The sequence below is a fragment of the Photobacterium japonica genome (assembly GCF_050337005.1).
Lineage (GTDB): Bacteria > Pseudomonadota > Gammaproteobacteria > Enterobacterales > Vibrionaceae > Photobacterium > Photobacterium japonica.
Genome location: NZ_JAKJSN010000011.1, coordinates 41804 through 55507, shown reverse-complemented (window position 1 = coordinate 55507; position 13704 = coordinate 41804). Strand labels below are relative to the sequence as shown.

Here is a 13704-nt window from a genome sequence, read left to right as displayed (position 1 = left end):
GGCTATTGCCAACCACGCGGCGCCAATACCAACGATAACAATAAGGTACATGCAGACATATGAAAACCTCGCTCCAGCTTAAACTTGGTCAACAATTGGCAATGACGCCGCAATTGCAACAAGCTATCCGCTTGCTGCAATTATCGACACTGGATCTGCAGCAAGAGATACAGGAAGCCTTGGACGCCAATCCCCTGCTGGAACTTGAGGAAAGTGCGCACGAAACCTTGACCGGTGACGAAGGCAATCACCATAACGAGCATGACACGCCCACCGCCGAGCAAGAAGCCGCCCGTAACAGCGACGATTTAGACAGCGCGGATGCGTTAGGCCAAAACGAGATGCCTGACGATCTTCCTGTTGATACGACGTGGGACGATGTCTACAGCGCCAACTCCGGCAGTACCGGCCTCGCGTTCGATGATGAAATGCCCGTCTATCAAGGGGAAACCACAGAAAGCCTGCAAGATTACCTGATGTGGCAGGTGCACCTGACCCCTTTTAGCGAGACCGACCTCACCATTGCCACCGCCATCATTGATGCCATTGATGAGAAAGGCTACCTCACCAGCTCCACAGACGACATTCTCGACAGCTTAGGGGATGATGAAGTGGAACTCGATGAAGTGGAAGCGGTACTGAAACGGGTACAACAATTTGATCCGCTGGGTGTAGCCTCGCGCAATCTGCAAGAATGCCTACTGCTCCAATTGGCGACATTCCCGCTCGATACGCCTTGGCTGCCTGAAGCGAAGATGCTGCTAAACGACTACATTGATCTGCTTGCCAACCGCGATTTCCGCCAACTCATGCGTGACACCAAACTCAAAGAGCCGGAGCTTAAGCAGGTGATGCAACTGATCCACGGCCTTGACCCGCGTCCGGGCAACCGTGTGATTAACACAGAAACCGAATACGTCGTACCGGATGTGTCCGTATTTAAAGACAACGGCAGCTGGGTGGTCACGATTAACCCCGACAGCGTACCGCGTATTCGTGTTAACGAACACTACGCCGCAATGGGGAAAAACGTCCGCAATAGTGCAGACAGCCAATTTATTCGATCGCACTTGCAAGATGCCAAGTGGTTGATCAAAAGCTTGGAAAGCCGCAACGATACCCTATTAAAAGTCGCGCGCTGCATTGTCGAACACCAGCAAGACTTCTTTGAATTTGGTGAAGAAGCCATGAAGCCGATGGTACTCAATGACATCGCGCTGGCCGTCGACATGCACGAGTCCACGATTTCACGCGTCACCACGCAGAAATACATGCATACCCCGCGTGGGATCTTTGAACTGAAATACTTCTTCTCCAGTCACGTCAGCACCGACAACGGGGGCGAATGTTCATCGACGGCCATTCGCGCGTTAGTGAAAAAGCTGGTGGCCGCCGAAAATCAGGCTAAGCCACTGAGTGACAGCAAAATAGCAACACTCCTGGCGGAACAAGGGATCATGGTGGCAAGAAGGACCATTGCCAAATACCGAGAATCACTGGGGATCCCACCGTCTAACCAGCGAAAACGTCTGCTGTAGCAGACGCCAACAGAAGGAAGATGTCTATGCAAATTAATCTCACTGGGCACCATATCGAAATCACGCCAGCCATGCGCGATTACGTGGAAACCAAGTTCAATAAGCTAGAGCGGTTCTTCGATAAAATTAACAATGTCCATGTCATTTTGAACGTTGAGAAGTTGGAACAAGTTGCGGAGGCGACCCTTCACATTAACGCGGGAGAAATCCACGCTAAAGCGGATTCTGAAAATATGTATGCCGCGATTGACGCATTAACTGATAAACTGGTGCGTCAATTAAACAAACACAAAGATAAACTCAACAGTCATTAAATCATGCAACTGAGTAATGTATTGAGTCTGGACTGCACCAAGAGTGCAGTCCCTTGCTCGAGTAAAAAGCGTGCTTTGGAAATCATCAGTGAGATCGCTGCCGAGCACCTCGACCAAAACCCCCAGCCCTTGTTTGAGTGTATGCTCAACCGAGAAAAAATGGGCAGCACCGGGATCGGCAACGGCATCGCCATTCCCCACGGTCGAATAAATAACAGCGAACACGCCATTGCGGTATTGATCCAATGCCAAGATCCTATTCAATTTGATGCCATTGATAACCAACCTGTCGATCTGCTCTTTGCCCTTCTTGTGCCAGATGCACAATGCAAAGAACACCTCCAAACCCTGTCTTGCATGGCAGCAAAGCTCAGCAACAAACACATCCTTAAGCAGCTTCGCACGGCAAAAAGTGATGAAGAGCTTTATCACATTCTCACCAGTGATTCATAATGATCCTGACACCCACACAGAATGTTGAGGACAGCCAACCATGATGTTAATGGTCGTAAGCGGACGCTCCGGATCCGGTAAATCCATCGCCCTTCGGGTGTTGGAAGATCTGGGCTACTACTGCGTTGATAACCTGCCCGTGACCTTACTGCCGCAGTTTATCAATACCCTTCAAGGGGATGAGCAGAACGTCGCGGTCAGCATTGATGTGCGTAATATGCCTGACGAGCAGGATGATATCCGCAGAACGCTGGATACCTTGGGCGAGCACGTGGATGTGAACGTCATCTTCTTGGATGCCGACGACAAAACCTTGGTCAAACGCTACAGCGAGACCCGCCGTTTGCACCCTCTGTCACGCCAGAACATGAGCCTAGAGCAAGCCATTCAATCGGAAAGCGCCTTGTTGAGCGAGCTGAAAGAATGTGCGGATTTGGTGATCGATACCACCAACCAGTCTATCCATGATCTGAGTGAAACCGTCCGTGCCCGCGTGCTGGGCCGTGATGCCCGTGAACTGATCATGGTGTTTGAATCTTTTGGGTTTAAACACGGTCTGCCGACCGATGCCGACTATGTGTTTGACGTACGCTTTTTACCCAACCCGCACTGGGTGCCAGAGCTCAAGCCACTGACCGGCCTTGATCAAGGGGTGAAAGAATATTTATCCAGCCACCCGGAAGTGCACCAACTGACCAATCAGGTGCGCAACTTCATTGAAACGTGGTTACCCATGCTGGAAAAAAATAACCGCAGCTACCTCACCGTCGCCATTGGGTGCACCGGGGGGCAACACCGCTCGGTCTATATTGCCCAACAGTTGGCTGAACACTTCCGCTATGAAGGGCATCAAGTACAAGTCCGCCACCGTACGTTGGAAGCGTCATCATGACCTTTGCCTCACGTGAACTGTTCATCAAAAACCGCTTAGGTCTGCATGCCCGTGCCGCCATTAAACTGGTCGAATTAGCCCAAAGTTTTCAGGCCGCCATTACCATCAGCAACGGCGAGAAAAGTGCCTCCGCAGACAGCGTGATGGGGCTCTTGATGCTGGAATCTGCACAAGGACAGCAAGTGCATGTCAGTGCCGAAGGCTGCGATGCGTCAGAAGCGCTGGCGGCGGTCAGTGAGTTGATCGAAGCCGGCTTTGACGAAGAGCAATAAGCGCACACCATCCGCCTCTCTGCTCAACGTACGCTCTCGTAAAACAGGCGGCGAGGCGACAATCACCCTATCCGCTGCTATCACCCAGCCCTCTCTCCGAAAATATTCGGTGAATTCGTCATTTCCTCTCAGATCTGGTGAGACAACCACCTCGCTATTGCGTTAAAATTCAGCTTATTGCGCCGTTATACCTCAGGGTAATATTTCGCCACTCTGGCGACACCCAGCATTCCTGAACGTCCGAGGCATCTTCGGGGTATTTCGCAGCTGAGTTATTTGGGGTACCGCAAGCAATGGCCGATAGCATCGATCAAGACCACACGCATCAAACGCTACAAGAAGTGAATCAAGCGCTAGAAAATGGCATGTTTGTCCATGTCCGTCGCCTGCTCCAAGACATGGAGCCGGAAGACATTGCGCACCTGCTTGAAGCCTCGCCCCCCAAAGAACGTCAAGTCCTGTGGCAACTGACCGATCCCGAAGAACAAGGTGAAATCCTTGACGAACTGTCGGAAGACGTCAAAGACGGTATCGTAGCGCAGATGGCGCCCGAGAAACTGGCCGCAGTCACCGAAGGCATGGAAACCGATGATGTGGCGTACGTCTTACGTAGCCTGCCGGATCGTAAGTACCGAGAAGTACTGGCACAAATGGATGCCACTGACCGTCATCGGGTCGAAAAAGCCCTCGCCTACCCAGAAGAAACCGCCGGCGGGATGATGAGCACCGACTTCATCACTATCCGCGGGGATGTCACCGCCGATGTGGTCTTGCGTTATTTGCGCATGAAAGGCGAACTGCCCGAAGCCACCGATGCCTTGTACGTGGTTGATCAGAATGAAACCTTGATCGGCTATCTCTCGCTGTCCACCCTGATCACCACCCAGCCGGACATTGAAATCCATGACGTGATGGAAGATGCCGATGAAGCGATCCCGGTTGAAATGGACGACGGCGAAGTCGCGAACCTGTTTGAGCGTCGTAACTGGCTGTCCGCGCCCGTGGTCGATGCCCATTATCAACTGGTCGGTCGTATCACCATCGATGACGTAGTCGATATCATCCGTGAAGATGCTGAGCACTCCATGATGAGTATGGCCGGTATGGATGATGACGAAGATACCTTTGCGCCCGTGGTGAAATCGGCCAAGCGCCGTAGCATCTGGCTCGGGGTCAATGTGCTTGCTGCACTGGCCGCAGCTTCTGTCTCCAACATGTTTGAAGAGACCCTAGAACAAATGGCCGCCATTGCCATCCTGATGACCATCGTACCGTCCATGGGCGGCGTGGCCGGTAACCAAACCGTCGCTTTGGTGATCCGTGGGTTAGCCGTGGGTCACATCGGTGACAGTAATACCCGCTGGCTGTTGAGCAAAGAAGCACGCGTCGGCTTAATCAATGGCATCCTGTGGGCCGCGATTATTGGCGGGGTTGTCGTTCTATGGAAAGGCAACCTTGTGTTAGGCGCGATCATTGCGGGGGCCATGTTAACCAACTTAGTCGTCGCAGGGGCGGCAGGGGTCTGTGTGCCCATCATGCTCAAGAAAATGAATATCGACCCGGCACTGGCCGGCGGCATGGCCTTAACGACCATCACCGACATGGTGGGTCTGTCCGTATTCCTCGGCTTGGCCACGCTGTTCTTGGTCTAATATCACCGGATACTTGACGCCCAAAGGGCTTCACTTAGACCTCTTCTCCTCGACACTCGAAATAAGCATAAAAAAAGCGAGCCACTCAGGGCTCGCTTTTTTATTCAACGTTTAACGACGATTATCGTTATTCGCCGGCGATCTTCATGCTATCGAGTAACATAGAGCCCGTTTGGATCTGGCTACGCATTTCCGTGTCAGTGCCAATTGCCACAATGTTTTGCATCATGTCTTTCAGGTTACCGGCAATGGTAATTTCACTCACGGGGTATTGGATTTCACCGTTCTCGACCCAGAAGCCTGCCGCACCGCGTGAGTAATCACCCGTTACCACATTCACGCCCTGTCCCATCAACTCTGTGACCAACAAGCCGCGATCCATTTTCTTCACTAGCTGCTCGAAGCTTTCGCCCGTCGAGTTCACCATCCAGTTGTGGATCCCGCCCGCATGACCGGTTGGCTGACTGCCCATTTTACGGGCGGCGTAGCTGGTCATCAGGTATGTCTGAAGCACACCGTTTTGAATGATTTCACAGTCGCGCGTTGCCAAGCCTTCGCTATCAAACGGCGTACTCGCCATACCGCGTAAAATGTGTGGACGCTCGCTGATGTTCAACCAATCCGGGAAGATTTGCTCGCCCAACTGATCCAGCAAGAAAGACGATTTACGGTACAAGTTCGAGCCGCTGATCCCCATCACAAGGTGACCAAATAACCCGGTCGCAATATCGGCCGCAAACATCACAGGCGCCTGACGTGTGGTCAGTTTACGCGGGTCAACACGGCCAACGGTACGCTCTGCGGCATGCAGACCCACCGCTTCTGGCAGCCATAAATCTTGTACACGACGTGCTGTGGTGTAGCTGTAGTCACGCTCCATCTCACCGTTTTTGCCTTGGGCAATCACACAGCAACTGGTGCTGTGGCGGCTTGACGCATAACTGGCTAACATGCCATGGCTGTTGCCGTACACACGGATACCGTAATGGCTGTCGTAGCTGGCACCATCGCTTTGCTTGATGCGCGGATCAAAGTCCAAGGCCGCTTGTTCAGCACGGGCCGCAATTTCCGCAGCATGATCCGGCTCAGGTTCGTCGGGGTGGAACAGATCCAGATCAGGGATCTCACGTGCCATCATTTCAGCAGGGCCAGGACCGGCAAACGGGTCTTCAGACGTGTAGCGCGCGATATCCAGCGCGGCCGCCACCGTCTGTGCAATGGCTTCTTCACTTAAATCAGACGTTGATGCACTGCCCTTACGCTGACCACGGTACACCGTGATACCCAACGCACCGTCACTGTTGAACTCGACATTCTCGACGTCGCACATGCGCGTCGAGACACTGATCCCGGTCGTTTTATTGATCGCCACTTCAGCCGCATCGGCTTTTTGCCCTGCAAGCTCAAGGGCTCTCGCTACCGCCGCTTCCAGTTCAACACGTTGTTGAGCAACCTGTTCTTTCACGTCCATACTCTTAAATTCTCTCTAATGGATTGATCCGCCGCCTCGTAGAAAGCCGCGAAATCAGCCCATGAAGTCGGTATTACTATTAGGATAACACCGCCAAGGTGGATTTTGCGCCCCAAATCGTGATTAAACTGGTAAAATAAAAACCAAATGCAATAGCCATGAGCCCGTTATGAGCCGTAAAAATCAAAAAGCCCCATGGGAACCAGAAGAAGAAATCATCTGGGTCAGTAAATCTGAGATGAAGCGCGACATGGACGCCCTGCAAAAAATGGGGGAGGAACTGGTTGAGTTGAAGCCAGGCGCCCTTGCTAAAGTGCCATTGGATGAAGATCTGCTTGAAGCGGTAAAAGATGCGCAGCGTTTTAAAAACGAAGCCCGTCGTCGCCAGCTACAGCGTATCGGTAAACTGATGCGCCAAGTGGACATCGAGCCGATCCAAGTCGCGCTAGACAAGCTGAACAACAAGCACTCACAAACCACCGTGATGCTTCAAAAGCTAGAGAAAAAGCGTGACAAGCTGATTGAAAATGGTGACAGCATGCTGAATGCCATTCTGGTTGACCACCCAGATGCTGATCGCCAGCACCTGCGTCAGCTGATGCGTCAAGCGGCGAAAGAAGTGGCACAAGAAAAACCCGGTAAAGCATACCGTGAGATCTTCCAGATCCTCAGAAAGCTGTACCTGCCAGATTAATACGCTGACCTGTAAAAACAAAAATGCCAGCCCAAGGGCTGGCATTTTTATATCGAAGAAATCACAACAAACCGTCGTCGCTTACTGCGTACCGCCGACCGTCATCGATTCCACTTTCAGCGTTGGCTGACCCACACCCACAGGGATGCTTTGACCGGCCTTGCCGCAAACACCCACGCCACGGTCAATCTCCAGATCATTACCGACCATCGACACTTGCTGCATGGCTTCAATACCGCTACCAATCAGGGTTGTCCCTTTGATTGGGCGCGTGATCTTACCGTTTTCAATCAAGTACGCTTCTGAAGCTGAGAACACAAACTTACCGGAGGTGATATCCACCTGACCACCACCAAAGTTCGGTGCGTACACCCCTTTCTTCACACTGGCGATGATTTCTTCCGGCGAATGCTCGCCCGGTAACATGTAAGTGTTTGTCATGCGTGGCATTGGCAAATGCGCGTACGACTCACGACGGCCGTTACCTGTCGGTGCCACCCCCATCAAACGGGCATTCAGCTTATCTTGCATGTAGCCTTTCAGCTTGCCACCTTCGACCAATACGTTGTATTGACCTGGGACACCTTCATCATCAATGTTGATAGAACCACGGCGATCTTTCAGCGTACCGTCATCAACAATCGTACACAGGCTCGATGTTACTTGCTGGCCCATCTGGCCTGAGAACATGGATGAGCCTTTACGGTTGAAATCCCCTTCCAACCCGTGACCGACTGCTTCATGCAACAACACGCCTGGCCAGCCCGCACCCAAAACCACAGGCATAGTACCGGCAGGGGCTTCATCGGCATCAATGTTGATCAGAGCCTGACGCAAGGCTTCATCGGCGTACGTCAGGGCAATCGACTTGCCGTCTACTTCTTGCTGGAAGTGCTCATAACCGTAACGACCACCGCCACCGGCGCTGCCGTGTTCACGCTTATCGCCTTTTTCAATCAGCACGCTGATCGACAAACGCACCAACGGACGGATGTCCGCCGCATACGTCCCGTCCAGTGCCGCCACCAAAATTTGCTCATACACACCGTTAATGCTGACCGACACTTCTGTCACCATTGGCTCTTTGGTGCGAATATAGCGGTCAATCTCTTCAAGCAAAGCAATTTTCTGGTACTTATCAAAGCTGTTTAGCGGATTTACCGGGGCATAAATGTCGCTCGGCGCATACGGCGTGAACGCCTGTACTTTGCCATCACCGCCGCTGCGGGTGATCCCGCGCGCCGCTTTGGCACTTTGTGTCAGTGCCAACAAGTTAATTTGATCAGAATACGCAAAGCCGGTTTTTTCCCCCGACACCGCACGTACCCCAACGCCACGGTCAATGTTGAATGAGCCATCTTTGATGATGCTGTCTTCCAGCACCAAGGACTCATGCCAGCATGACTGGAAATAGACATCGGCATAATCCACATCGCGTGCTGCCACCAGCCCTAGCGTACGATTCAGCTCTTCGCGTCCCAATCCCGCTTGGGCCAGCATGGTATTTTCTACAATTTCCAGCGTCATTTATTCTGCTCTTGTGTTAATGGCTCCCCGACCGGTGTCGGTTAGCACTCGCGATGGTGAACGCCCAATCGAGCATGCTTCACCAATGGCATATTTGTTCGGATGGTCTGACAAAGATCCAAATCGATGTTCGCCATGATCACGCCGGTCCCTTGTTGTTGGCAGGTTACGATCTGCCCCCACGGATCCACGATCATGGAGTGACCCCACGTTTCCCGTGATTCATTGTGCTCACCCCATTGTGCCGCCGCAACCACCCAGCACTGGGTTTCCACTGCGCGCGCCCGTAGCAACACTTCCCAATGCGCTCGACCCGTGACCTTGGTAAAGGCAGCGGGTACCACAATGATTTCGGCCCCTTGCTCACGCAAAGCGGCGTACAGTTGAGGGAAACGCACATCATAGCAGATTGAGAGGCCAATTTTGCCATAAGGCGTGTCTGCCACCTTGATGGCCTTGCCTGCCTGAAACGTATCCGACTCGCGATAGCGGCGGTGTTGGTCGGCCACATCCACATCAAACATGTGGATCTTGTCGTAATCCGCCTGACAGATCCCCTGATCGTCAAACAGCAACGCCGTGGTCGTGATAGCACCGTTGTCGCGCAAAATCGGCATGGAGCCAATCAGGATCCAAATCCCCAACTGGCGTGCCATGGCGGCCACTTCCGCTTGCAGCGGGCCGCTGCCCAAAGGTTCGGCATGGCGCTGATAATCGGCATGTGAACCAAACACCAAACAATTTTCTGGCGTGATCACGACCTTCGCGCCCTGCAACTGCAGGCCTTTTACTTTCTTTTTCAAATGCAGAAGGTTCCTTTCCGGATCTGCATTCGATGTCATCTGTACAATGCCAAACTTCGCCACCACATTCTCCTTTGTCTCATGGCCTGCCGTTGTTATACGGCAGACATTCCGTCCCCCCGCATGCGGTGAGCGATCACGGTTTGTCTTTGCTCTCAGGCGCGTCTTTGCCTGTTAACGATTCTGGCACTTGGTACTCGCCGGTAAAGCGCGATTGTTCGGTCACGGTCGGGGCATCAATCGGCCCTTGAACCGAATAGTTAATCTGCGTAAATACATCCACCACGGGCGACAACACGGTCGAAATGGCAAACACATAAATCGCCACTTGAGGGGCTACCGCAAACGCCGTCAGAACGGGGATCCCCGAGGTAAAGTCCGGAATGAACTTCACGCGCGCATCGACCGTCTCATTGACAAGATTAGCACTTCCATGGATAAACATATCCCCTGCCAGCGCCTGCATTTTAATGTCAGAGGTTTCAAACTGGCCATTTTCAATCCGTCCGCTACCGCGAATGTAATTAAACGCCAAGCCATCATCAAAAATGCCGGAAAAATCGAGCTGCATTTTGCGCACAATCGAATCGATACTGAACAGGCCTAACAACCGTCCGGCACCGCCAATGTCGCTGATCACCCCTTGGCCGGTTTCCGATTTCATTTCACCTGTTAAGGTTTCACGGTGCATCGACCACGGGGCCCCTTGCCACTGAATCGAGGCATAGGTGCTAAATTCGGCGCCTTGGATCCCACCGGAAATACCAAAACGCCCCATAATATCTGAGCTGTTTTTCCCTTCAACATCAAACGCCAGCTGCGTTTCACTGTGATCGCCATTCAGCGTCCAGTTACCGTCTAAGTTCAAGATCGTGGCACCGGAGTTCACGGTAAAATTACTCAGCGCCAGCATGTTATCTTCGCGGCGCAGCTCCCCGGACACTTTACCCAATCGGTAGCCTTGCAACCACGCGTCATGCAACAGCAGATCCACGTCAGGTACATTGGCCATCATGCTGCGATCAAAGTCCGTCACGGGCGGCACATCGCGCTGCGGCTGATAACGTCCTTTCGGTTTTGGGGTCTCCGTTTCCGGCAAATTCAGGTGCAGGCTGTCTAACTCGACCCGCAGTGGTTGACCTTCCGGCCACAAGGCGTGTCCGATCAGTTCACGGCTGTTGATATTCATCTGCCACGCGTTGTCTTGCGTCATACGCTGACTCAACGACAAGGCCACCTTGTGCCAATCTAACCCCGCCAAGGTCAACTGCTTTACCTTCGCTTGCACGCGGTTCGGCAGCGGAATATCCGGCATCGCCGACGCGGTATCACGGTGAGATGTCGCTGCCATCTTGTCTTGGATCTCACCGACCAAGCTGATCCAACGGTCAGCATCCACCTGTACGCCGTCAATATCGACCCCGTGTACCCCACGCTGTAACGCGTGACGTTTTGCGTTCCCCACCGTGAGTTCACTGCTTTCAATCACCAGTTTCTCTGGGATCAAATTGAACTGCGCCTGATATGTCGCATCCGGTGCGGTCAGTGTACTGGTTAGCGTATTGGCATTGCCCGTCACGGCCAAGCGCAATGCCTGCTGTGTCGTCGGCGTCGTCACGGTAAGGGGATACGGTAATTGACTGCGAATGTGTGTCAGCGGGGCATCCGCTTTTACTTGATAGGTAAACCCGGTGTCGTGTAAATCCACACCGACATGTCCCTGCCACGCACTGCGTCCACTGACATGCGCCAATAACGGATCATCCAGTGTTTTCTGCAAGGCAGCCATGTCCCAGTCACCGTGTAAATTCACATCGACACGGTAACCGCTTTCGCTGTTTTTTGTCGTCACACGTTTGGTCACGACGCTCTGACCGGTAAAGCCCAAGCTCACCGGTTGATTGAGCGTCGTGCCCGTGAAGTTATCCGCCTTAATTTTATCGTTATCAAAATGCACCACACCGCTGACGTTCTCCAGCGGGATCGGCGGCGCATTCAAGGCCACGTGGTTATTGTTCAGGGTCGCCTTACCCCACGCACGCACATCGCTGCCGTCAAACGGAATATCGAGTTTGAACTGGGAGGTCACCGGCCCGCTGACCTGTACCGTGGTCAATGCGGCGCCGACAGAATCCACCAAGGGCGTTGCCAACATGTAATCACGCACTTGCTCACCGTCTGCGGCCACATCCACCGTCAGTTTCAGGTGGCCATTTTCGGCCAGTTCCGCGCCCCCCGTCACACGCGAAGCGGTCGCACCGAGTGTTTTGGCATGGCGGGCATCGAGATACATCCAGTCATTTTCAAACCGCAGATCCAAATTCAAATCCGTCAGTTCTGGCCACGCGGTATCAAAGCTGAACGCACCGTTACGCAAGGGCACAAAGACCTGAAGAACACCGTCATGCTGGGCGTACGGAAACGCGTTTAACTCGCCATACCATAGCAGTGGCGCGTTTTTCGTTTGACCGCCACGGATCGCCGCTGACAAGTAATCAGTCAACTCATGCCCCAACGCCTGCGTCGGAAGGTAACGCCAGGTTTCACCGGCATGACGAATGCTGGCTTCGCCGTAAAACGACAACCACGCGGGCGAGTCGGTAGGGAAATCCAAACGGAATTGCCCGTCCACGCTCAAATCTGGGGTGGAGACCGCCAGCTTGTCGCTCCATAAGCGCCAGCCTTGGGCGTCCATCTGCCAGTATGCGGTCACATCCGCATTGCGGATCGGCAACGCGGCCTGAAACATGTCGCCATATGGCATGCTGTCTTTTTGTAGCGTGATGTGGGCACGCCCCCCCGCCGCATCACCGGCCACATGGGCATTTAATTTATTGAACCCCGGTACATATTCCCAGTGGGTCAGCCCCAGTTGTTCTACCTCAAATGAAAAACGCGGCACACCCTGTGCGTCACTGGCCAGGCGAAGATCGTGGATCTGGCCACGCGGCTGTAACTGGGGGATGGCTTCCGTCACGCTGGCGTCCAACGGCAACAACTCGGTCAACGGGCGCAGGTGCGATAACGACAAGGTATTCAGCGCGACGTGCCACCCCGCCGATGACCATTGCACCGCCACGTCCAACGCCGGCCAATCGGCCTGGTCGGTTTGCAGGGCCAACTTGTCGCTATCGATGCGCCAGCCTGCAGGGACGCCGTTTTCCAGCACGGGTTGCAGGCTCAGTTGCCCTTCACGCACACGGAAACGGTGGTCGCCGTCTTTGCCTGTCCAGCGCAGAAAGGTATCGTCCAACACCAACCGGGAACGTTGCAGTTGGCCATCCGCCACGGTCAGCCACGCTTGTGCATTAATGTTGCTGCTGGTGATTTCAGCCTCGCTGACGCGCTGCTTATTGAGCCATGGCGTCAACGACAGGTTGCGCGCATTCAGGTAGATTTGTCCGGATTGCTCTGACCACGATTGCTTAGCTGACAAGTTAGCCATCACTTCCACCTGACTGAAATGGGTATCAGCGATGCTGATCACCCCTTCGGCACGGCGTTGGTCATGCAGGGTATCCCATTTCAGGGCTTGAATTTCGACCGTCAACCGCTCATCGGCGGGCGACATAAAGGTAATGGCCGAGTTACGCAGTGAGAACTGCCCTAACTGAACAAATAACACCTCTTCCAACCGTTTCAGGGTGGCGAGTTGTTCATCGTCTTCGTTGGCTGATGCCGTGTCGGGCGCAGATTGAAAACCGGTGACATCGAGCCGTAAGCGGTCAATGCGCAGATCCTGAAAGACCGGCTGCAAACGCCATAGCGATGTCAGTACATCCAATTGAAAAGAGACATCCCCCACCTGCACTAACGAATCAGGCTGATCCGGCATGGTGACGCTGACATCTTGTAAAACAAGGGAAGGACCTAAATTGCGCCAATGTCCTTCGACATGGGCGATGTCCAGACGCAGACCGGCCTGCTCAGAGGCCCACTGCCGGATGGGCTCGCGGTAATCATTAAGCTGGGGAAGGATAAAACGCAGACCACTAATCGCAATTGCGGCCAGTACTAACACCGTTAGTACCAGCCACATCAATCCACGTACCAGACGAACTGGAACTGTTGTCACTCAACTGCCTCGC

General features: G+C 53.5%; 11 protein-coding genes. 7 read left to right on the top strand and 4 right to left on the bottom strand.

Annotated features, from left to right (window positions below):
• The first annotated feature begins 59 nt into the window (after positions 1-59).
• The 6 genes from rpoN (at position 60) to mgtE (ending at position 5121) form a co-directional block, all read left to right on the top strand.
• Entirely contained in the window at positions 60-1538 is a 1479-nt protein-coding gene (rpoN, locus tag L4C36_RS03920) for an RNA polymerase factor sigma-54 (RefSeq protein ID WP_428476481.1), read from the top strand.
• A 26-nt stretch (positions 1539-1564) separates the two neighbouring features.
• The gene (gene hpf / locus L4C36_RS03915; RefSeq protein ID WP_428476480.1) at positions 1565-1852 is read left to right on the top strand and encodes a ribosome hibernation promoting factor; all 288 of its coding nucleotides are present in this window, start codon (positions 1565-1567) and stop codon (positions 1850-1852) included.
• Between the two features lie 3 nt (positions 1853-1855).
• Positions 1856-2305, top strand: a complete 450-nt coding sequence (gene ptsN, locus L4C36_RS03910; protein ID WP_428476479.1) for a PTS IIA-like nitrogen regulatory protein PtsN — start codon at positions 1856-1858, stop codon at positions 2303-2305.
• A gap of 40 nt (positions 2306-2345) precedes the next feature.
• Positions 2346-3197 carry an RNase adapter RapZ gene (rapZ, locus tag L4C36_RS03905; protein ID WP_428476478.1) on the top strand — a complete coding sequence of 284 codons (852 nt, stop codon included), beginning with the start codon at positions 2346-2348 and terminating at the stop codon, positions 3195-3197.
• On the top strand, positions 3194-3469 hold the full coding sequence (locus L4C36_RS03900) for an HPr family phosphocarrier protein (protein ID WP_428476477.1): 276 nt from the start codon (positions 3194-3196) through the stop codon (positions 3467-3469). Before rapZ ends, L4C36_RS03900 begins: the two co-directional genes overlap by 4 nt.
• Before the next feature lie 293 nt (positions 3470-3762).
• Positions 3763-5121 carry a magnesium transporter gene (gene mgtE, locus L4C36_RS03895; RefSeq protein ID WP_428476476.1) on the top strand — a complete coding sequence of 453 codons (1359 nt, stop codon included), beginning with the start codon at positions 3763-3765 and terminating at the stop codon, positions 5119-5121.
• A 127-nt stretch (positions 5122-5248) separates the two neighbouring features.
• Here mgtE and pmbA read toward each other — a convergent pair whose 3' ends face one another.
• Positions 5249-6592: a metalloprotease PmbA gene (pmbA, locus tag L4C36_RS03890; protein ID WP_428476475.1), complete on the bottom strand. Its 1344-nt coding sequence runs from the start codon at positions 6590-6592 to the stop codon at positions 5249-5251.
• Between the two features lie 169 nt (positions 6593-6761).
• Here pmbA and yjgA point away from each other — a divergent pair, with 169 nt between their 5' ends.
• On the top strand, positions 6762-7286 hold the full coding sequence (gene yjgA, locus L4C36_RS03885; protein ID WP_428476474.1) for a ribosome biogenesis factor YjgA: 525 nt from the start codon (positions 6762-6764) through the stop codon (positions 7284-7286).
• A gap of 81 nt (positions 7287-7367) precedes the next feature.
• Here yjgA and tldD read toward each other — a convergent pair whose 3' ends face one another.
• From tldD to L4C36_RS03870, 3 genes are all read right to left on the bottom strand, one after another.
• The gene (tldD, locus tag L4C36_RS03880; RefSeq protein ID WP_428476473.1) at positions 7368-8813 is read right to left on the bottom strand and encodes a metalloprotease TldD; all 1446 of its coding nucleotides are present in this window, start codon (positions 8811-8813) and stop codon (positions 7368-7370) included.
• Positions 8814-8854: 41 nt separating this feature from the next.
• A complete protein-coding gene (locus tag L4C36_RS03875) occupies positions 8855-9679 on the bottom strand; it encodes a carbon-nitrogen hydrolase family protein (RefSeq protein ID WP_428476472.1) in 825 nt (274 codons plus the stop codon).
• 73 nt (positions 9680-9752) lie between these two features.
• Positions 9753-13691 carry a YhdP family protein gene (locus L4C36_RS03870; RefSeq protein ID WP_428476471.1) on the bottom strand — a complete coding sequence of 1313 codons (3939 nt, stop codon included), beginning with the start codon at positions 13689-13691 and terminating at the stop codon, positions 9753-9755.
• Between the last annotated feature and the right edge of the window lie 13 nt (positions 13692-13704).

Bases quoted from the DNA above. Each gene is read 5' to 3' on its own strand.
- rpoN (WP_428476481.1), top strand. From the start codon at position 60: ATGAAAACCTCGCTCCAGCTTAAACTTGGTCAACAATTGGCAATGACG.
- hpf (WP_428476480.1), top strand. From the start codon at position 1,565: ATGCAAATTAATCTCACTGGGCACCATATCGAAATCACGCCAGCCATG.
- ptsN (WP_428476479.1), top strand. From the start codon at position 1,856: ATGCAACTGAGTAATGTATTGAGTCTGGACTGCACCAAGAGTGCAGTC.
- rapZ (WP_428476478.1), top strand. From the start codon at position 2,346: ATGATGTTAATGGTCGTAAGCGGACGCTCCGGATCCGGTAAATCCATC.
- L4C36_RS03900 (WP_428476477.1), top strand. From the start codon at position 3,194: ATGACCTTTGCCTCACGTGAACTGTTCATCAAAAACCGCTTAGGTCTG.
- mgtE (WP_428476476.1), top strand. From the start codon at position 3,763: ATGGCCGATAGCATCGATCAAGACCACACGCATCAAACGCTACAAGAA.
- pmbA (WP_428476475.1), bottom strand. From the start codon at position 6,592: ATGGACGTGAAAGAACAGGTTGCTCAACAACGTGTTGAACTGGAAGCG.
- yjgA (WP_428476474.1), top strand. From the start codon at position 6,762: ATGAGCCGTAAAAATCAAAAAGCCCCATGGGAACCAGAAGAAGAAATC.
- tldD (WP_428476473.1), bottom strand. From the start codon at position 8,813: ATGACGCTGGAAATTGTAGAAAATACCATGCTGGCCCAAGCGGGATTG.